The 19,498-nt window shown below is 53.1% G+C and carries 20 protein-coding genes; 5 read left to right on the top strand and 15 right to left on the bottom strand.

Going from position 1 to position 19,498, the window contains the following annotated elements:
• Nucleotides 1-32 precede the first annotated feature (32 nt).
• The 14 genes from GUC46_RS01675 to GUC46_RS01610 form a co-directional block, all read right to left on the bottom strand.
• The gene (locus GUC46_RS01675) at nucleotides 33-395 is read right to left on the bottom strand and encodes a PRD domain-containing protein (protein ID WP_160179686.1); all 363 of its coding nucleotides are present in this window, start codon (nucleotides 393-395) and stop codon (nucleotides 33-35) included.
• 15 nt (nucleotides 396-410) lie between these two features.
• Nucleotides 411-1,316, bottom strand: coding sequence for a GntR family transcriptional regulator YhfZ (yhfZ, locus tag GUC46_RS01670; protein ID WP_044701428.1), 906 nt, complete (start codon nucleotides 1,314-1,316; stop codon nucleotides 411-413).
• A gap of 165 nt (nucleotides 1,317-1,481) precedes the next feature.
• A complete protein-coding gene (gene trpS, locus GUC46_RS01665) occupies nucleotides 1,482-2,486 on the bottom strand; it encodes a tryptophan--tRNA ligase (protein ID WP_003023564.1) in 1,005 nt (334 codons plus the stop codon).
• A complete protein-coding gene (gene gph / locus GUC46_RS01660) occupies nucleotides 2,479-3,237 on the bottom strand; it encodes a phosphoglycolate phosphatase (protein ID WP_003837920.1) in 759 nt (252 codons plus the stop codon). The genes trpS and gph overlap by 8 nt, the downstream gene beginning before the upstream one ends.
• On the bottom strand, nucleotides 3,230-3,907 hold the full coding sequence (gene rpe / locus GUC46_RS01655; RefSeq protein WP_003023561.1) for a ribulose-phosphate 3-epimerase: 678 nt from the start codon (nucleotides 3,905-3,907) through the stop codon (nucleotides 3,230-3,232). Before rpe ends, gph begins: the two co-directional genes overlap by 8 nt.
• Nucleotides 3,908-3,924: 17 nt before the next feature.
• Complete coding sequence (gene dam / locus GUC46_RS01650; RefSeq protein WP_003023558.1) at nucleotides 3,925-4,761, bottom strand: adenine-specific DNA-methyltransferase; 837 nt, start codon at nucleotides 4,759-4,761, stop codon at nucleotides 3,925-3,927.
• Between the two features lie 117 nt (nucleotides 4,762-4,878).
• A complete protein-coding gene (gene damX / locus GUC46_RS01645) occupies nucleotides 4,879-6,180 on the bottom strand; it encodes a cell division protein DamX (protein WP_032937261.1) in 1,302 nt (433 codons plus the stop codon).
• Between the two features lie 96 nt (nucleotides 6,181-6,276).
• On the bottom strand, nucleotides 6,277-7,365 hold the full coding sequence (gene aroB, locus GUC46_RS01640; RefSeq protein ID WP_003837915.1) for a 3-dehydroquinate synthase: 1,089 nt from the start codon (nucleotides 7,363-7,365) through the stop codon (nucleotides 6,277-6,279).
• Between the two features lie 57 nt (nucleotides 7,366-7,422).
• Complete coding sequence (gene aroK / locus GUC46_RS01635) at nucleotides 7,423-7,944, bottom strand: shikimate kinase AroK (RefSeq protein WP_003023552.1); 522 nt, start codon at nucleotides 7,942-7,944, stop codon at nucleotides 7,423-7,425.
• A gap of 404 nt (nucleotides 7,945-8,348) precedes the next feature.
• A complete protein-coding gene (gene hofQ / locus GUC46_RS01630; RefSeq protein WP_008321545.1) occupies nucleotides 8,349-9,596 on the bottom strand; it encodes a DNA uptake porin HofQ in 1,248 nt (415 codons plus the stop codon).
• Nucleotides 9,499-9,912, bottom strand: coding sequence for a HofP DNA utilization family protein (locus GUC46_RS01625; RefSeq protein ID WP_046671287.1), 414 nt, complete (start codon nucleotides 9,910-9,912; stop codon nucleotides 9,499-9,501). Before GUC46_RS01625 ends, hofQ begins: the two co-directional genes overlap by 98 nt.
• Complete coding sequence (locus GUC46_RS01620) at nucleotides 9,902-10,357, bottom strand: hypothetical protein (RefSeq protein WP_044713870.1); 456 nt, start codon at nucleotides 10,355-10,357, stop codon at nucleotides 9,902-9,904. Before GUC46_RS01620 ends, GUC46_RS01625 begins: the two co-directional genes overlap by 11 nt.
• Entirely contained in the window at nucleotides 10,341-10,880 is a 540-nt protein-coding gene (locus GUC46_RS01615) for a PilN domain-containing protein (protein WP_003847989.1), read from the bottom strand. Before GUC46_RS01615 ends, GUC46_RS01620 begins: the two co-directional genes overlap by 17 nt.
• A complete protein-coding gene (locus GUC46_RS01610; RefSeq protein WP_044701416.1) occupies nucleotides 10,880-11,659 on the bottom strand; it encodes a hypothetical protein in 780 nt (259 codons plus the stop codon). The genes GUC46_RS01615 and GUC46_RS01610 overlap by 1 nt, the downstream gene beginning before the upstream one ends.
• A 120-nt stretch (nucleotides 11,660-11,779) precedes the next feature.
• Between GUC46_RS01610 and mrcA the strand changes: the two genes are divergently transcribed.
• Nucleotides 11,780-14,332, top strand: coding sequence for a peptidoglycan glycosyltransferase/peptidoglycan DD-transpeptidase MrcA (gene mrcA / locus GUC46_RS01605; RefSeq protein WP_003837905.1), 2,553 nt, complete (start codon nucleotides 11,780-11,782; stop codon nucleotides 14,330-14,332).
• A gap of 55 nt (nucleotides 14,333-14,387) precedes the next feature.
• Here the strand turns inward: mrcA and nudE are convergent, their stop codons facing one another.
• Entirely contained in the window at nucleotides 14,388-14,948 is a 561-nt protein-coding gene (gene nudE, locus GUC46_RS01600) for an ADP compounds hydrolase NudE (RefSeq protein ID WP_003023537.1), read from the bottom strand.
• Between the two features lie 322 nt (nucleotides 14,949-15,270).
• On the opposite strand from nudE, the gene igaA reads away from it, so the two are divergent.
• From igaA to hslO, 4 genes are all read left to right on the top strand, one after another.
• A complete protein-coding gene (gene igaA / locus GUC46_RS01595; RefSeq protein WP_057101800.1) occupies nucleotides 15,271-17,406 on the top strand; it encodes an intracellular growth attenuator protein IgaA in 2,136 nt (711 codons plus the stop codon).
• Nucleotides 17,407-17,468: 62 nt separating this feature from the next.
• Entirely contained in the window at nucleotides 17,469-18,137 is a 669-nt protein-coding gene (gene yrfG / locus GUC46_RS01590) for a GMP/IMP nucleotidase (RefSeq protein WP_003023533.1), read from the top strand.
• A 10-nt stretch (nucleotides 18,138-18,147) separates the two neighbouring features.
• The gene (gene hslR, locus GUC46_RS01585) at nucleotides 18,148-18,549 is read left to right on the top strand and encodes a ribosome-associated heat shock protein Hsp15 (protein ID WP_121540509.1); all 402 of its coding nucleotides are present in this window, start codon (nucleotides 18,148-18,150) and stop codon (nucleotides 18,547-18,549) included.
• A gap of 24 nt (nucleotides 18,550-18,573) precedes the next feature.
• On the top strand, nucleotides 18,574-19,452 hold the full coding sequence (gene hslO, locus GUC46_RS01580; RefSeq protein WP_003023531.1) for an Hsp33 family molecular chaperone HslO: 879 nt from the start codon (nucleotides 18,574-18,576) through the stop codon (nucleotides 19,450-19,452).
• Nucleotides 19,453-19,498: the final 46 nt, after the last annotated feature.

Genomic DNA, 19,498 nt, shown 5'->3' with positions numbered 1-19,498 from the left:
TTAAGATGCAATAAGCTCATTCCCCATTGATTTCAGACGCCTTCGTTCGCCGCCATCCACAATCCATACAAGTTCGCCAGCATATAGCCTTCTTCATTCGCGTGCAGCGACACCGTAAACTCTTTCATCAGCGCCTGATGTACCAGCAAAATAGTTGGCCAGAGATGAGATTGCGCCAACTCCTCCAGCAACTCGCCATCCAGCGCTTCAATCACTTCGCCCTGGCGGCTGCGCATTAACGCACTCGCCATATGGGTCATCGCCATGGTTCCTTGCTCGCTGTGAATCGGCAAACGCCACTCTTCGTCCAACCGCCTGACCACTTGCAGCATGCCGCTACAAATATCCTTGTCGATAACGCCTGCTTCACACAGCATGTTAAGCCTGTTTTCCATGTCGTTTGCCTTCACTTAATAACTGGGTTCCTGTTCACCGTTCGCCACACGTTGTTGGTGGGCAAGCAGCGCCTCTTTGTTAACAACGGCGCGCAATAGCTGCTGCATCGCATAATCCTCTGCGCGGGTAAGTACCACGGCCTCCGTGGCCTGCAAAAATCGCGGGTCGTTGGTGAGCGGCGTAGCTTCTAACCCCAAAACCGCCAGCTCGGCCTCGGCAACCACGTTCCAGATAACCGCATCCACATCCCCTTTCGCAATACGCTGCAAGCTTTCGTGATAAGGCATATCGATCAATTCAACGTCACGGTTGCCAAAACAGGCCTCGGTCATGATTTTCTGATCCGCCGAACGGTTATCGAGTCCGACACGTTTTACATCTGCAGATTCGCCCTTGCGACAAATTAGCTGATGCTCGCCAACGTAGGTATGCGGTCCCAGCGCCAACGTGATGCGCAGCCCGTCCTGAGCAAGGTAACTTTCCGCCGCCAGACGAGAAACCACCGCCATGTCGTAGACGCCGTTTAGCAGGCATTCCACGCGAATATCAGCCCCACGCATGTGTGCATAATAAAACGGGATCCCATCGAACTGCGCTTTCAGCCCACTCGCCAGTCCTTCATATAAACGGGTGTAAGGCAGCGGCATCGCACAGACCACGTTATTAATATCCACATGCTTTAGCAGCGTACGGTTATCCATATCCACCAGATAGCTACCGTTACGCCCACGACGCTCAATACGGATTGCCCCAGAGGATTCCAGCGTTTTCAACGCAGCCTGAGTTAACCCTACCGATGAGTGACACTCGGCTGCCAGTTCATCAATAGTTTTCAATCTGTTACCGCACTTCTCACCGAGCAGATAACGGGCCAGGGTTGTCAGCACAACCCCCTCTTTCTTGATAAATGTCCGACGCATTTTATATTTTCAGTAAATTGAATATTTATATCTTCATTAAAGTGAAGATATAACGCAATGAGGAAATATGCAAACGGCGAGGCGCTTCACATTTTTTGAGGTTCACAAACCAACAGGCGAAAAAAAACCGGGCGTAACCCGGTTTCTTCAACAACACAGAGCGCATTACGGCTTGGCGACAAAACCAATCGCTTCGTAAACGGCTTTCAGCGTAACAGAAGCACGTGCGCTGGCTTTTTCCGCACCGTCTTTCATCACTTTCTGCAGGAAAGCTTCATCGTTACGGAAACGGTGATAACGCTCCTGAAGCTCGGTCAGCATACCGGAAACGGCCTCTGCGACTTCACCTTTCAGATGACCATACATTTTGCCTTCGAAGTGCTGTTCCAGCTCCGGAATGCTCTGGCCGGTGACCGCAGAGAGGATATCCAGCAGGTTGGAAACGCCCGCTTTGTTCTGCACGTCGTAGCGTACAACAGGCGGCTCTTCAGAGTCGGTCATCGCGCGTTTGATTTTCTTAACCACAGATTTCGGATCTTCCAGCAGACCGATCACGTTGTTGCGGTTGTCATCCGACTTGGACATTTTCTTCGTCGGCTCCAGCAGCGACATCACGCGCGCACCGGATTTAGGAATGAACGGCTCAGGCACTTTGAAGATCTCGCCATACAGGGCGTTGAAGCGCTGGGCGATATCGCGGCTCAGTTCCAGATGCTGTTTCTGATCTTCGCCAACCGGTACCTGGTTGGTCTGATACAGCAGAATGTCTGCCGCCATCAGTACCGGATAATCAAACAGGCCGGCGTTGATGTTCTCCGCATAGCGTGCGGATTTATCTTTGAACTGGGTCATACGGCTCAGCTCGCCGAAGTAGGTGTAGCAGTTCAGTGCCCAACCTAACTGTGCATGCTCCGGTACGTGAGACTGCACGAAAATTGTACTTTTTTCAGGATCGATACCGCATGCCAGGTACAGCGCCAGCGTATCGAGCGTTGCTTTACGCAACTGCTGAGCATCCTGACGAACGGTGATGGCATGTTGGTCAACGATGCAGTAGATGCAATGGTAGTCATCCTGCATGCTCACCCACTGACGCAGCGCACCCATATAGTTGCCAATGGTCAATTCACCTGAGGGCTGTGCGCCACTAAAAACGATGGGCTTAGTCATTTTTTGATTCCTGATTTTCGCTATGCGGAAGCCCGAGAGCGGGCAGTAGTTCATTAATACGGTCGTAAATAACGTCGGGCTGGCTCAGCGCGATCGACTCACCGTAGTTGTAGCCATAGGTCAGGCCAACGGACGGACAGCCAGCAGCTTTTGCCGCCTGAATATCATTGCGTGAATCCCCTACGAAGAGCATTTGCTCAGGCTTGATGCCAAGCTTGCTTGCCACCAGCAGCAGCGGATCCGGATGCGGTTTTTTATTCTGCACGTCGTCACCACCGATGACCACGCTAAAGTATTTGGCGATATCTAATGCTTCGAGTAATGGTGCGACAAACGGGGTCGGTTTGTTGGTCACCAGACCCAGCGGCAATCCTTTCGCATGCAGCGCGCCCAGCGTGTCGGCAACATCAGGGAACAGGAATGTCCCTTCTTCTGCGACATCACCGTAGTATCTGTCGAACAGCTTACGCAAAATACGTACCTGTTCCTCAGCGGGAATATCATCATCAACGGGCGGTTTACCCATCGTTTTACGTAATGTCGCGCGCTCCTGACGAGACCACGCCAGCGCGCGCTCCATCAGTACGTCTGCACCGTTGCCAATCCAGGTGATAACGCGTTCTTCTCCGGCAACCGGCAATTCCAGCGCATACAGCGCCATATCCACCGCTGCGGCTAATCCCGGCGCGCTGTCGACCAGCGTGCCGTCGAGGTCAAATGCAGCGCCCCGAATATCCTGAAACTTATCCATGACTTACCTTCGCCAGTTCATTGCGCATTTCATCAATGACTTTTTTGTAGTCTGGTTGGTCGAAAATCGCGGAGCCTGCGACAAACATATCTGCGCCTGCCGCGGCAATTTCGCCAATGTTGTTCACTTTGACACCGCCGTCCACTTCGAGGCGGATATCGTAGCCAGATTCATCAATGCGACGACGCACTTCGCGCAGCTTATCCAGCGTTTGTGGGATGAAGGACTGCCCGCCAAAGCCTGGGTTAACGGACATCAGCAGGATCACATCGAGCTTATCCATGACGTAGTCCAGATAACTCAGCGGCGTTGCCGGGTTGAACACCAGGCCCGCTTTACAGCCATGCTCTTTGATCAGCTGTAAAGTGCGATCGACATGCTCGGAGGCTTCCGGGTGAAAAGTAATGATGCTGGCACCGGCGGCGGCGAAGTCCGGGACAATACGATCGACCGGTTTCACCATCAGGTGAACATCAATCGGGGCAGTGATGCCATATTTACGCAGCGATTTCAGTACCATCGGTCCGATGGTCAAGTTCGGTACGTAGTGATTGTCCATGACGTCGAAGTGCACAACGTCGGCACCGGCAGTCAGCGCCCTCGCGGTGTCCTCACCCAGGCGGGCAAAATCAGCCGACAGAATTGAGGGGGCGATCAAATACTGTTTCATCCGCTTCTCCTTGAGATTTATTTCTTCGCAGGCGTTACGACTCCTGGTTTATACAGTGCCAGCAGTTCGTTCACCTTTTTACGCGTGCCGCCATTGCTGCTTATGCTGCGCCGCACTTTGACCTGAAAATGTTTCGCCGCTCGGTACCATTCACGGGTATCGGGCGTATCGTGGTTCGAAATTAACACTGGGATCTGCTTACTGACCAGCTTTTCTGCCATCTCGGCCAAATGCGCCTGCTCTTTCGGGCTAAAGCTGTTGGTGTGATACGCAGTGAAATTTGCCGTCGCCGAAAGTGGTGCATAAGGCGGGTCGCAATAGACCACAGAGTTGCTATCCGCACGGTCCATGCACTCTTCATAGGAGAGGCAATGGAACTCCGCATTCTGCGCTTTCTCAGCAAAATGGTACAACTCGGCTTCCGGGAAGTAAGGTTTTTTATAACGCCCAAACGGGACGTTAAACTCGCCGCGCAGGTTATAACGGCATAATCCGTTGTAACCAAAGCGGTTCAGATACAAGAACAGCACTGCTCTGCGGAACGGATCCTGGCTGGCATTAAATTCTTCTCTGAACCGATAGTACACCTCAGCCTGATTGGTTTCAGGCATAAACAGCTCACGAGAAGCCTGCACATACTCATCGGTACGCGTCTTCACGATGTTATAGAGACTGATAAGGTCGCTGTTGATATCGGCAAGAATATAACGAGAAAAGTCGGTGTTGAGAAACACCGACCCGGCACCCACGAAAGGTTCAATCAGGCACTCACCCTGAGGTAAATGCCGTTTGATATCATCAAGCAGGGGGTATTTTCCCCCTGCCCATTTCAAAAAAGCGCGATTTTTTTTCATGCTGACTAACTAATTACACCTTCTCCGGCTGTGGAGAAAGCTCCGACAGCATCCTGCGCTTTAGTCTTTGTCCCGCAATTGGGCGAAACAGCAAACCATTGCAGAACATATCCTATCTTACTTCAAATCGGCCTGAACCTGGTGCAGCGGTTTTGCCCACGGGTTTTTCGCCTGAATATCAGCGGGTAACGTAGACACTGCACGTTTCGCATCTTCTTTAGACGCATACACGCCTGTCACCAGAACATACCACGGTTGACCGTTACGCGTCGTCTGGTACACCACATAGTTCTTCAGGTTTTCTTTCTTCGCCCAACCGTTCAGATTGTCGTAGTTAGAAGAACTGCTGAGCTGCAGCGTGTAATGGCTGGACGGCGCAGATTTTAACGCTCCAACGTTACCTGCACTTTTCGCTCCGCCAGCAACAGGTGTTGTCGTTGTTGCTGTCGCCGTTGGCGCAGGCGTTGCGGTCTGTGCTGGCGCCGTCGTGGTTGCTTTCGGCTCAGCGGTCGCTTTCGGCGTAGCGGTTACCACAGGCGCTTTGGTTGTGGTAGTCGGCGCAGTTGCGGTTGGTTTTGCCTGGGCAACAGGTTTCGGCTCTGTCGGCGTCGCTTTCACCGTAGTTTGCGGTTTGCTCTTCGGCTCAATTACGGCCTGTTTACGTTCCTGATGCGTAGCCGCAGGACGTTCAGTCGTTTCCGTTTTCGCAGTCTGGCGCGCAGCATTACCATTACGCATCGGCGCAACGGTCGCAGGTTCGGTCGGCAGCGTAGAGTTAACCACAGCGTTGTTAACTTGCTCCTGGCCTTGCGGTTGTGTCAGAGCGTTGTTCAAATCGCCCTGCACTTCAACACGCTGCTGCCCTTCAGTTGCTGCAGGTGCCTGACCTTGAGTCGGGGTAGAGGAAATCGGTGGCAGGGAAACATCCTGCTGGGTATTGCCAGCAGTCTGCTCTGCGCCCGTTGCAGGTGTCGTTGCACTCGCCTGATCCGTTGCATTGCTGCCAGAGAGATCGATGCTCTTCTCACCAGATGCTGCCTGCTCATTGGAAGAAGATGAGGGGGCTTTCAGCGCAGAACCAATGCCGATAATCAGCAGCAGCAGTACCAGAACACCCACGCCCATCATCATATACTGGCGGGAGGCAGGCTTGCTGGCGACTTTCTTACGCTTGCGCGGACGACGTTCTACACGCTCTTCATCCACGGTATCGTCATCAGATTCATACTCTTCTTCAATGTTCTGCTCTTCATCACGCTCTTTGCGTGCGCGCGCAGGACGGCGATCGTCAGCATCCAGATCAACATCATCAAAATTGATTTGCGGCTCATTATCGCGTTCAGACGATTGACGAGAACGACCAGTACGACGATCGCTGGGATCGGGTTTCAGCTCGTCTTCTGGTTTGAATTCATCCATTTAACACCCCACTCAAAGGTTAATGCTTACGACTTTGCACATAACCTGAAGCTAAAAGACCTACGTTTCGCAACGTAAGCCTGACCTTTCTTGTTGTTACGCCTGCTGGCAATCAGCAATAGCGTTAAGAACCACCTCGTGCGACACTCCGCCGCGCACTTCACTCTTCCCTATCGCTCGCGGAAGCACCAAACGAATCTCTCCCGCTAACACTTTTTTATCTCGCAGCATGTGCGGCAGATAAGCCTCAGTGGACATTTCACGCGGCCCGTTCACCGGTAAGCCTGCTCGCTGTAACAGCGTAATGATGCGCTGCGTATCAGCGGAGGTGAACTGACCCAAACGTTCAGACGTACGGGCAGCCATTACCATACCTGCTGCAACTGCTTCACCATGTAACCAATTGCCATAACCCATTTCAGCTTCGATCGCATGGCCAAACGTGTGCCCCAGATTCAGTAAAGCACGTAAGCCCATTTCGCGCTCGTCTGCTGCGACAACTTCTGCTTTCAGCTCACAACAACGACGAATACAGTACGCCATCGCCGGACCGTCCAGACGCAACAACGCATCCAGATTGTCTTCCAGCCAGCTGAAAAATTCACCGTCAAGAATGATGCCGTATTTGATCACTTCCGCCAGCCCCGATGCCAGCTCACGCGCAGGAAGCGTTTTCAGACAATCGAGATCCACCACCACGGAGGCCGGTTGGTAAAACGCGCCAATCATGTTTTTACCGAGGGGATGGTTTACGGCGGTTTTGCCGCCAACGGAGGAGTCGACCTGCGACAACAGGGTTGTCGGGACTTGAATAAAACGAACACCACGTTGATAGCTGGCTGCCGCAAAACCGGTCAGATCGCCAATCACGCCGCCGCCAAGGGCAACTAACGTGGTATCACGACCGTGCGGTTTTTGCAGTAACGCGGTGAAAACCGTATCCAGAACCGTCAGGCTTTTATGCTGCTCGCCATCGGGAAGGATAACGCTATCAACGTTAACACCCGCCTGTTCAAGTACGCCGCGAACCTTATCGAGATAAAGGGGGGCCAGGGTTTCGTTGGTCACCAACATAACCTGATCGCCCGATTTCAGCGGTAAGAATGAAGCTGGCTCATTGAACAAACCAGCCGCGATGGTGATAGGGTAACTACGTTCCCCGAGAGTGACTGTGATCCTCTCCATTACGCGACATCCACCTTAGTTACTTGTACCCGCAGACGAGTGTGTATTCAGCCAGAATTAGTTGCTTTCCAACATATGAATAATCTGGTTTGCTACGACTTTTGCGCTCTGATCGTCGGTGCGAATGGTCACGTCAGCAATCTCTTCGTACAGAGGATTGCGTTCGTCAGCCAACGCTTCCAGAACTTCACGAGGCGGTGATTCTACCTGCAGCAACGGGCGTTTCTTGTCACGTTGAGTACGCGCAAGTTGTTTTTCAATTGTCGTTTCAAGATAGACCACGACGCCACGCGCGGAAAGACGGTTACGTGTTTCACGTGATTTTACAGAGCCACCGCCAGTTGCCAGCACAATACCCTGTTTTTCCGTCAACTCGTTGATGACTTTTTCTTCGCGATCACGGAAGCCGTCTTCACCTTCTACATCGAAGACCCAGCCCACATCAGCTCCGGTTCGTTTCTCAATCTCTTGATCAGAATCGTAAAATTCCATATTGAGTTGTTGAGCTAACTGGCGCCCAATAGTGCTTTTTCCGGCACCCATAGGCCCAACCAGAAAGATATTGCGTTTCTCTGCCATTTTTTCGGTACTACTAAGACTATTCGTTAATGGTAAACCCGCTTCGCAGACACCCAGCGCAGCAGGACATGAACTGAAACCTCATAAGATATTGCGAGAGTCAGACTGAAAATTATCTCAATACTCAAGCGGGTTTGGCAACTGAATAAATCACCAAACCTAACGCATTTCTGGTCGTGGCAGGCATGCTACCCTGCAAACATCAGACCTGGCGACGTATCGCGCAGCCAAATGACACCCAATAAGCCTATGGCACACCACCGGAAAGGCAAAGCGTATTCACTGCCGCATAAGTAAAGAAAAGTACCGACGCTCAAATCGGTACTCCTTGTATGCTAAATACACCCTCACGTCAAATCCCTGAAACGTGTTCAGTGCAAAAACAATGGCTTTTCATGCATAAGTTATTCCGTTGAAACCAGTCTGGGCGTTATAAAGACCACTAATTCGCGCCGTTCATCTTCTTTACCATCATGGCGAAAAAGAGAGCCAAGCCAGGGAATGTCGCCTAATAGCGGCACGCTGTCGGCTGCGGATTTATTCTTATGTGAAAAAATCCCGCCAAGCGCAATCGTCTCGCCGCTTCTTACCTCGACCTGCGTTTCAATCTCTTGCTTGTCGATAGCCAACACTTCGCCATCTGCCTGCTGTAGAACCTGTCCCGGAACATTCTGGCTGATATGCAGTTTCAGCCTGATTCTCCCTTTCTGCAACACCGTTGGCGTTACCTCCATCCCCAACACAGCTTCCTTAAACTCGACGGATGTCGCGCCGCTTTCACCGCTGGAGACCTGATAGGGGATTTCACTACCCTGCTTAATACTGGCAGGTTGCAGGTGAGATGCCAGTAATCGTGGACTGGCAATGATATCCAGTTGCTGTTTTTGCTCCAGCGCAGACAACTCCAGTTCCAGTAAACGACCGTTAATACGGCCAATGTTAAATCCCACACGGGATGTGGCGGTGGCTACAGAGAGATCGCTGGCAAGCGTTGTGACATTCCCAACCGCCCCCGGTTGTTGTGCGTCAGCCAGTGACCACTTCACCCCCAGCTCACGCAAACTTTTCTCATTAATGGTGACGATATGCGCCGCCAGTTCAACCTGGGCAACCGGCAAATCCATTTGCGCCACCCACGTTTCCAGGGTATCAAGAACAACACGATTGTCACGCAGCAGTAAGCGGTTGGTTCGTTTATCCACCGTCATGCTTCCTTTGGCACTGAGCAGCTTTTCTCCGGCTTTTACCAGCTCGGTGGCATCAGCATAGTGCAAAATGATGCTGCGATGTTCCAGCGGAAGACTAGCCTGAATCCGCGCCTGCTCGTTTTCCTGGCGGGCCGCATTTTCACTCTGCCATTGAACAGAATGCACATGCAGGACGTTGCCTTCCTGACGTAATACCAGCCCGGCACTTTTTACCACCGTCTGCAATGCCTGCTTCCAGGGGACATCCGTCAAATGCAGCGACAGCACACCGCTGACATCCGGCGAAACCACCAGGTTTTTTTGTTCCTGTTCAGCCAGCGCCTGCAATACCTGCGTAACCGGTACATCATCGACTACCAGCGTCACGTTTTGCGGTTTCGTCGCCAGCGCGCTTGTTATCCCGACCGCCAGTGCCATTACTATCAACGCTATCCATCGCTTCATTTACCGCTCCTTGTCGCTGCCACTGCCACCGTGGCGGTTCGCAGTTTTTTTCTGTGTCGAGAGTTATGTTCTGGGCCGTTATCTGCATAATCGTCCAACCGTTTTTCAGGACGTCATTTCGCTTAATCCGCCGCCATTTTTTCTGGCTATCCTGAACGATGCCGATGGGTCGTGTGCCCTGACTCACCATGCCCTGAAAACGCCATGTCGACAGCTCAGCAATTTGACAACGGTCCTCCGGCGGCAGGAAGGGATTACGCATACCGGTAAGCATCAGTACGCTTACGCATATCAACAGCCAGCGCTCAACCATCATTCAGGCGCTCCAGCTTTAGCGTTAGCAGCAGCTCCGTGCCTTCTGCGCTAAGCGAAAATCGGCTGACGTTCATCCCCTGAGCCGCCAACTGGACAAACGTCAGCGGGATAGCATCCCAGGCCGATATCAGCGCCATCTCTCCCCCCTGAGCTGAGGGTTGCCAGTGGATAAGACGGGTAAGTGAATTCTGAAACAGCAGCGGGGAGAACAGGGTCAGTTTCTCTTCAGACTCTGCTGGTGATGCCGCCAGCAGATATACATCTCGCCATTGCATCTGAATAGCCGCACGTTGCTGGACCAGCGACTCGCGTTGCATAGTCCGCTCCCGCGCTAAGGGGTAAAGACATAGCGTCACCAGTATGAGTAACCCCAACATCCAGCCGCACCAGCATATGAGTCGAAAGCGTGGCGACTGCGCTAACCAGACATCACAGAGCGTTATCATGCGCACCGCTCCGTGTCAGTCGAAAGTGGAATTGCCAGCGTCCCTGCGCATCCTGCTGCGTTTCTCCAGGGCTGTTCAACATAAACAACGGCAACTGGCGTAATTGCGCTTCCAATGCCTTCAATGCGGCAAAGTTCAGTGTGTTTCCCGTCAGTTCCAGCGTGTCCTCCTGCCAGGTCATTTTTGTTAACCACGCCTGCTCCGGCAGTAATTCCGCCAGCCCTTGCAAAGCCCGCTGCCAGCTTCGGGTCTGCTCACGCTGTTTGTTCCGCGCCTGAACCTGCTGCCATCGTTGCTGGCGCTGTTGCATACGCGGCTTCAGCGCCATGAGGGCCTCGGCCCGCGTCTTTTCGGCGTCTGCCAGCAACAATTCAGCCCGATTTTCTACACTCAAAGCGCTGTAATAGCGCAACAACACGCCAATACTAAGCAAGAGTGAAGCGCTAAATAAGATGCCCCAGAAGCGCAGGCAAGCGTAACGCCGAGCCTGACGCCAGGGCAGAAGATTAATGGTCGCTATCATCAGTACACGCCCCCCATAGCGAGTCCCAGCGCAATGGCGAAGTGATGGCTTTGCGTTGGAATGGGCGGCTGGCGTACAGACACGGCGCTTAAAGGATCGAAGCCGCCGGGGGAGCATTTCGCAATGGCTGTCGTGGGCAGAGATAATGTCGTGGCAAGCTCCTCGATACAGCTAATATCGCCCGTTGATTTACGTCCCCATGCTGAACGGGTCGCCCATAACCACTGGGCATCATCACGCCATACCAGACACTGGTGATGCTCCGGCAGGAAGGGAATAAATCGCTGTAACGCGCTGGCGTCCGGGGTAATCGCCGTAACCTGCACCTTAAGGGTTTGGATAAGCGTCAGAAGCGCTGAAATCTCTTTGCTTTGCGCAGCAGTGACGTTAAACGCCGGGCTCAACGTGTCTTCGCTATAATCAAAATGCAGTGCATCCGGCGCCATATCCAGTTCACGCGCCATCGAACCGGACAACCATGCGGTTTGCTCTGGCTCGCGTAACGTCATTGTCGGACGAGGAAACTTTTTTTGTAACGTCCTGTTGGCGGGAAAAGAGAGATGAATATGGTGTCGGCGAGGGAGCTCCCGGCTCCACGACAGTAGCGCGGCGACCAGTTGTTCAGGCTCGCGAATATGACCATCGACGATAACCTGAGGCGTCAGCGGTATACGCCACCAGCGTTGCAGATACCAACCTGATGCTTCGCGAACGATAGCGACAGCCAGCACTTCATGTTGCTGAATATGCAGACCAATTTTCCAGATATTGAAAGCCATTGCTGATGATCTCCTTATCACCCGTCGCTTTAACGGGTATATCAATGCGTCTGGCTTGCCTTTATACTACCGCGCGTTTGTTTATAAACTGCCCAAATGCCACTAAATGGGAAATCTCCAGTGAAGTTCGTAAAGTATTTATTAATCCTTGCAGTATGTTGCATCCTGCTGGGAGCAGGCTCGATTTATGGCCTTTATCGCTATATCGAGCCGCAATTACCTGACGTCGCGACGCTCAAAGATGTGCGTTTACAGATCCCGATGCAGGTTTACAGCGCTGACGGCGAGCTAATCGCGCAGTATGGCGAGAAACGTCGAATCCCGGTCACGCTGGATCAGATGCCGCCGGTAATGGTTAAAGCCTTTATCGCCACAGAAGACAGCCGCTTTTATGAGCACCACGGGGTAGACCCGGTGGGGATTTTCCGTGCGGCCAGCGTAGCATTGTTCTCTGGTCACGCGTCGCAAGGGGCGAGTACCATTACCCAGCAGTTGGCGAGAAACTTCTTCCTGAGCCCGGAACGTACGCTGATGCGTAAGATCAAAGAAGTGTTCCTGGCGATCCGCATTGAACAACTGCTGAGTAAAGATGAGATCCTCGAGCTGTATCTGAACAAGATTTACCTGGGGTATCGCGCCTATGGCGTGGGTGCTGCCGCGCAGGTCTATTTCGGTAAAACGGTGGATCAACTCAGCTTAAGTGAAATTGCGGTGATTGCCGGTCTGCCAAAAGCGCCGTCAACCTTCAACCCTCTCTATTCGATGGACCGGGCAACCGCGCGACGTAACGTTGTACTGTCGCGTATGTTGAGCGAAAACTACATCACGCAGGCCCAGTACGATCAGGCGCGAGGCGAGGCCATTGACGCCAACTACCACGCGCCGGAAATCGCTTTCTCTGCACCGTATCTGTCTGAAATGGTGCGCCAGGAGATGTATAACCGTTATGGTGAAAAAGCCTATGAAGACGGGTATCGCATCACCACCACCATTACACGCAAAGTACAGCAGGCAGCTCAGCAGGCAGTACGCAATAACGTGATGGATTACGACATGCGCCACGGCTACCGCGGCCCGTCGAACGTGCTGTGGAAAGTTGGCGAAAGCAGTTGGGACAGCAAAAAAATCACCGATACGCTGAAAGCGCTGCCGACTTATGGACCGCTGTTACCGGCGGTTGTTACAAGTGCCAATCCTCAGGAAGCCATTGCCGCGCTGGCGGATGGTACGTCAGTGTCATTACGCATGGATGGTATGCGCTGGGCGCGTCCTTACCGCTCGGATACTCAACAAGGCCCAACGCCGCGTAAAGTGACCGACGTGGTACAGGCCGGCCAGCAAATCTGGGTACGTCAGGTGGGCGATGCCTGGTGGCTGGCGCAAGTGCCAGACGTCAACTCCGCACTGGTCTCCATCAATCCGCAAAACGGCGCGGTGCTGGCACTGGTTGGTGGTTTTGACTTCAACCAGAGCAAGTTTAACCGTGCAACGCAGGCGTTACGCCAGGTGGGTTCTAACATCAAGCCATTCCTGTATACCGCCGCGATGGATAAAGGTCTGACGTTGGCGAGCATGCTCAACGACGTACCAATCTCCCGCTGGGATGCCGGTGCTGGTTCCGACTGGCAGCCGAAGAACTCCCCGCCGCAGTACGCCGGTCCTATCCGCTTACGTCAGGGGCTGGGTCAGTCGAAAAACGTGGTGATGGTACGCGCCATGCGCGCCATGGGCGTGGATTACGCGGCAGAGTATCTGCAACGTTTCGGTTTCCCGGCACAGAACATTGTGCATACCGAGTCACTGGCGCTGGGTTCGGCTTCGTTCACACCGTTGCAGGTGGCGCGCGGTTACGCAGTGATGTCTAACGGCGGCTTCCTGGTCGATCCATATTTCATCAGTAAGATCGAAAGCGATATGGGCGGCGTTATCTTCGAAGCGAAGCCGAAAATTGCCTGCCCGGAATGCGATATTCCGGTGATTTACGGCGATACCCAGAAATCTAACGTGCTGGAAAACAGTAACGTAGAAGATGTCGCCGTCTCGCAGGAACAGCAGAATGCCGCCGTGCCTATGCCGCAGCTTGAGCAGGCTAACCAGGCACTGGTCGCGCAAAGCGGCACACAGGAATACGCTCCGCACGTGATCAACACACCGCTGGCCTTCCTGATTAAAAGCGCGCTGAACACCAATATATTTGGTGAACCAGGCTGGATGGGAACCGGTTGGCGCGCAGGTCGCGATTTACAGCGTCATGATATCGGCGGGAAAACCGGAACCACCAACAGCTCTAAAGATGCGTGGTTCTCCGGTTACGGACCAGGCGTGGTGACGTCAGTATGGATCGGCTTTGATGATCATCGCCGCAACCTTGGTCATACGACAGCTTCCGGCGCGATCAAAGACCAAATCTCCGGCTACGAAGGCGGTGCGAAGAGTGCGCAGCCAGCATGGGATGCCTACATGAAGTCCGTGCTGGAAGGCGTGCCTGAACAGCCGTTGACGCCGCCACCGGGTATCGTGACGGTCAATATCGATCGCAGCACAGGACAACTGGCAAGCGGTGGCAATAGCCGCGCAGAGTACTTCATTGAAGGCACTCAGCCGACGCAACAGGCGGTGCATGAAGTGGGGACGACCATTATCGATAATGGTGAGACGCACGAACTGTTCTGATCAAAAAAGGCGCTTAGGCGCCTTTTTTGTTGTTCGTGTATTAGCTGCAGAGAAATTAAAGCCGCCCCTGCCCTTTCAGCCATTCGCGTACGAGGAACAACGCACTGACATTACGCGCTTCGTGAAAATCAGGATCTTCCAGCAGGTCCATCAAATGCGCCAGCGGCCAGCGCACCTGCGGCAATGGCTCAGGTTCATCACCCTCCAGCGATTCAGGATATAAATCTTCTGCCACCACGATGTTCATCTTGCTGGAGAAATAAGATGGTGCCATGCTGAGTTTCTTTAAAAACGTCAGATCTTTTGCGCCAAACCCCACCTCTTCTTTCAGCTCCCGATTCGCCGCCTCAAAAATGCTTTCGCCAGGATCGATTAATCCCTTAGAAAAACCCAGTTCGTAAGATTCGGTCCCGACTGCGTACTCGCGGATGAGGATCATGTGGTCGTCAACAATCGGCACAATCATTACCGCTTCACGCGTGGATGGACGCATACGTTCATAAACGCGGCGTACGCCATTGCTGAACTCAAGGTCCACGCTTTCGACTTTAAACAGCCGGGATTGGGCGACGGTTTCCACTTTCAAAATCGTGGGTTTCTGTAATGATTTGCTCATTGTGAGGATCTTTGCTGTGAAATCTGGGGTTATTGTGCGATATACCGCACGGTTTCGGCAATGTGAATTGCCGTTTATTTACATTTATGTAACGTACTAAAAGTTAATCCCTATTTCAAATTAAAAGTCAATAGGTTGAAATAACTCCAGGAATTTGCTGATATTCCATTTTTAGTGATTTTGCTATGATTCGCTTTTACTGGGCTGTACTTAAAGATGCTCAAGTTCGACTCCACACTTGCCGATAGCCAACCACAGAATCACGAATATTGAACAGGGTGCGACTGACCACGCCTGACAGACTAAGTAAGATGGGGAAAGCATGAGCACCATTCTGATTTTTTTAGCTGCTTTGCTGGCCTGCTCATTGCTTGCAGGATGGCTACTCAAATCAAAATCCAGGCAGAAAAATTTACCCTTGAGCAGCGTCTTCTCAGACGCCTCGAAACGTAAACTCGCGCCTGAAGAACGCAGTGCCGTCGAAAACTATCTCGAAAGCCTTAGTCAAATTCAGCAAGTACCTGGTCCAACTGGAGCCAGTTCTGCGCCAGTCTCATTAACGTTGAATGCCCAAAGTAATAGCGTCATCGTGCTTACTCGTTCGATTACACGTTACGGCATCACCACCGACGATCCTAACAAATGGCGCTACTATCTTGATTCCGTTGAGGTGCACCTTCCCCCTTTCTGGGAACAATACATCAATGACGAAAACAGCGTTGAGATAATCCATACCGATACAATACCGCTGGTTATCTCGTTGAACGGCCATACGCTGCAGGAATATATGCAGGAAGCGCGTGGCTATGCGTTGCAGCACACCGCTTCTACCCAGGCATCCATTCGTGGTGAAGAAAGTGAGCAGATTGAACTGCTGAATATTCGCCAGGAAACCCATGAAGAATATGCGCTCAGCCGCCCTTCGGGATTGCGCGAGGCGTTGCTGATAACCGCATCATTCCTGCTGTTCTTTTTCTGTTTGGTTATCCCGAATACGTTTGTTCCATGGGCAGTCGGTGGCGCGGTGTTGCTGTTAGCTGCGGGTCTGTGGGGATTATTCGCCCCGCCGTCCAAAACCGCCCTGCGGGAAATTCATTGTCTGCGCGGTACGCCGCGTCGCTGGGGGTTGTTTGGCGAAAACGACCAGGAGCAAATTAATAATATCTCGCTGGGTATTATTGATCTGATCTACCCACCTCACTGGCAACCTTACATCGCCCAAGACCTTGGCCAGCAAACGGATATCGATATTTATCTCGATCGCCACGTTGTCCGCCAGGGGCGTTTTTTATCTCTGCACGATGAAGTCAAAAATTTCCCGTTGCAACATTGGCTGCGCAACGCCGTCATCGCTGGCGGCTCGTTGCTGGTACTGCTGATGCTGCTGTTTTGGATCCCGCTGGATATGCCGATAAAGGTCACGCTTTCCTGGATGAAGGGCGCGCAAACTATCGAAGCCACCAGCGTTAAACAGCTCGAAAACGCGGGCGTTCGCGTGGGTGACACGCTGCACCTGAGCGGTACGGGTATGTGTAATATTCATACCCAAGGGAGCTGGAATGCGCAGCCCACCACGCCGTTTATGCCTTTCGATTGCTCGCAAATTATCTGGAATGACGCACGCGCATTACCGCTGCCCGAATCCGATCTGGTGAATAAGGCCACTGCGCTCACGCAGGCCGTGAACCGCCAGCTGCATCCCAAACCTGACGATGACTCTCGCGTCAGCGCATCGCTACGATCGGCAATCCAAAAGTCCGGCATGGTGTTACTGGACGATTTTGGTGAGATTGTCCTGAAAACGGCCGATCTGTGTGCAGCCAAAGATGAATGCGTACGCTTAAAGAATGCGCTGGTTAACCTCGGTAACAGCAAAGACTGGGCCGCGCTGGTAAAGCGAGCGAACGCAGGCAAACTGGATGGGGTGAACGTGCTGCTGCGTCCGGTAAGCGCTGAGTCGTTAGATAATCTGGTGAATACCTCTACGGCACCATTTATTTCACGCGAGACTGCGCGAGCGGCCCAGGCGCTGAATAGCCCTGCTCCCGGCGGTTTCCTGATTATCAGCGATGAAGGCAGCGATCTGGTCGATCAGCCGTGGCCGACGACCTCGCTATATGACTATCCTCCCCAGGAACAGTGGAACGCCTTCCAGCGCCTGGCGCAGATGCTGATGCAGACACCATTTCGCGCAGAGGGGATCGTCACCAATATTTCGACTGACGCCAATGGCACCCAGCACATTGGCCTGCACCGTATCCCGGATCGTTCAGGGTTATGGCGCTACCTTGGCACGACGCTGCTGATGTTCTCCATGCTCGGATGCGCTGTCTACAACAGCGTGCAGGCATTCAGACGCTACCAGCGTCACCGCACCCGCATCGCGGAAATTCAGAGCTACTACGAAAGTTGCCTGAATCCAACGCTGATTGACGACCCGGAAAGCCTGATTCGATAACACGCTCGCACGACAGGATATGCTACTCTGTCGCGCATCATGTTTTCTTGTGGGGAGTTTCCATGCATATCAATATTGCCTGGCAGGATGTCGACACCGTGTTGTTAGATATGGACGGCACGCTGCTCGACCTGGCATTCGATAACTATTTCTGGCAAAAACTGGTGCCGGAAACCTATGGCGCGAAGCAGGGTATCTCTCCCCAGGAAGCCCAGGACTATATTCGTCAGCAGTATCATGCCGTGCAGCATACGCTAAACTGGTACTGCCTGGATTACTGGAGCGAGTGCCTGGATCTGGATATTTGCGCCATGACAACGGAACAGGGACCACGCGCCGTTTTGCGTGAAGATACCGTACCGTTTCTTGATGCCTTAAAAGCCAGCGGCAAGCGCCGTATTTTGCTCACCAACGCGCATCCGCATAATCTGGCGGTGAAGCTAGAGCATACCGGTCTGGCCTCACACCTTGATTTATTACTTTCCACCCACACATTTGGTTATCCCAAAGAGGATCAGCGGTTATGGCACGCTGTGGCTGAAGAAACGGGAATGAGTGCAGAGAAGACGCTGTTTATTGACGACAGCGAACCCATTCTCGACGCCGCTGCTCTGTACGGTATTCGTTACTGCCTCGGCGTGACCAATCCCGACTCCGGCATCGCCGAAAAGCAGTACGCACGCCATCCGTCACTGAATGACTACCGCCGACTGATCCCCTCACTGATGTGAAGGAGACGCCATGAAAGAAAAGCCCCCTGCTGAAGTCAGGCTGGATAAATGGCTGTGGGCTGCACGCTTTTACAAAACGCGTGCGCTAGCCCGCGAAATGGTTGAAGGCGGTAAGGTGCACTACAACGGCCAGCGCAGTAAGCCGAGCAAGATTGTCGAGCTGAACGCCACCCTCACCCTTCGCCAGGGAAATGACGAGCGAACGGTCATTATCAAGGCCATTACCGAGCAGCGTCGCCCGGCAACGGAAGCCGTTACGCTGTATGAAGAAACCGCGGAAAGCGTGGAAAAACGCGAAAAAATGGCGCTGGCGCGTAAACTTAACGCGTTAACCATGCCGCACCCGGACAGACGACCGGACAAGAAAGAGCGCCGCGACCTGTTACGATTTAAACATGGCGACAGCGAGTGACTGTCACCTGCAAGAGAGATGATTATGCCGCAACATGACCAATTACATCGTTATCTGTTTGAAAACTTTGCCGTGCGCGGCGAGCTGGTGACCGTTTCGGAAACCCTGCAACAGATCCTCGAAAATCATACTTACCCGCAGCCGGTCAAAAACGTACTGGCTGAGCTGCTGGTTGCCACCAGCCTGCTTACCGCTACGCTGAAGTTTGCCGGTGATATCACTGTGCAGTTGCAGGGTGATGGTCCGCTGAGCCTGGCCGTCATCAACGGCAACAACAATCAGCAGATGCGCGGCGTGGCCCGCATGCAGGGTGATATTCCTGAAGATGCCGATTTGAAAACCCTGGTGGGCAACGGCTACCTGGTGATCACCATTACTCCGGAAGAAGGCGAGCGTTATCAGGGCGTGGTCGGTCTGGAAGGTGACACGCTGGCAGCCTGTCTGGAAGACTACTTCATGCGTTCCGAACAGCTGCCGACACGCCTGTTCATCCGCACTGGCGACGTTGATGGCAAACCCGCTGCTGGCGGAATGCTGCTGCAAGTGATGCCGGCGCAAAACGCACAGGCAGATGATTTCGATCACCTGACCGCCCTGACCGAAACCATCAAGGCCGAAGAGCTGCTGACGCTGCCGGCCAACGAAGTGCTGTGGCGCTTATACCACGAAGAAGAGGTTACTCTCTACGATCCGCAGGACGTTGAGTTCAAATGCACCTGTTCACGCGAACGCTGCGCAGGCGCACTGAAAACGTTGCCGGACGAAGAAGTTGACAGCATTCTGGCGGAAGAAGGCGAGATCGATATGCACTGCGATTACTGCGGTAGCCACTATCTGTTTAACGCCATGGATATTGCAGAGATCCGCAGCAACGCCTCCCCTGCCGATCCACAGGTGCATTAATCACCGTCTTGCCTGAAGGCGCGGCGCTTATCAGGCCTACGGAAAA

Source organism: Citrobacter sp. LUTT5 (assembly GCF_009905315.1).
Classification (GTDB): Bacteria; Pseudomonadota; Gammaproteobacteria; order Enterobacterales; family Enterobacteriaceae; genus Citrobacter; species Citrobacter freundii.
The sequence above is the reverse complement of the archived record's forward strand: the minus strand, read 5'-3'. Positions and strand labels throughout refer to the sequence as shown.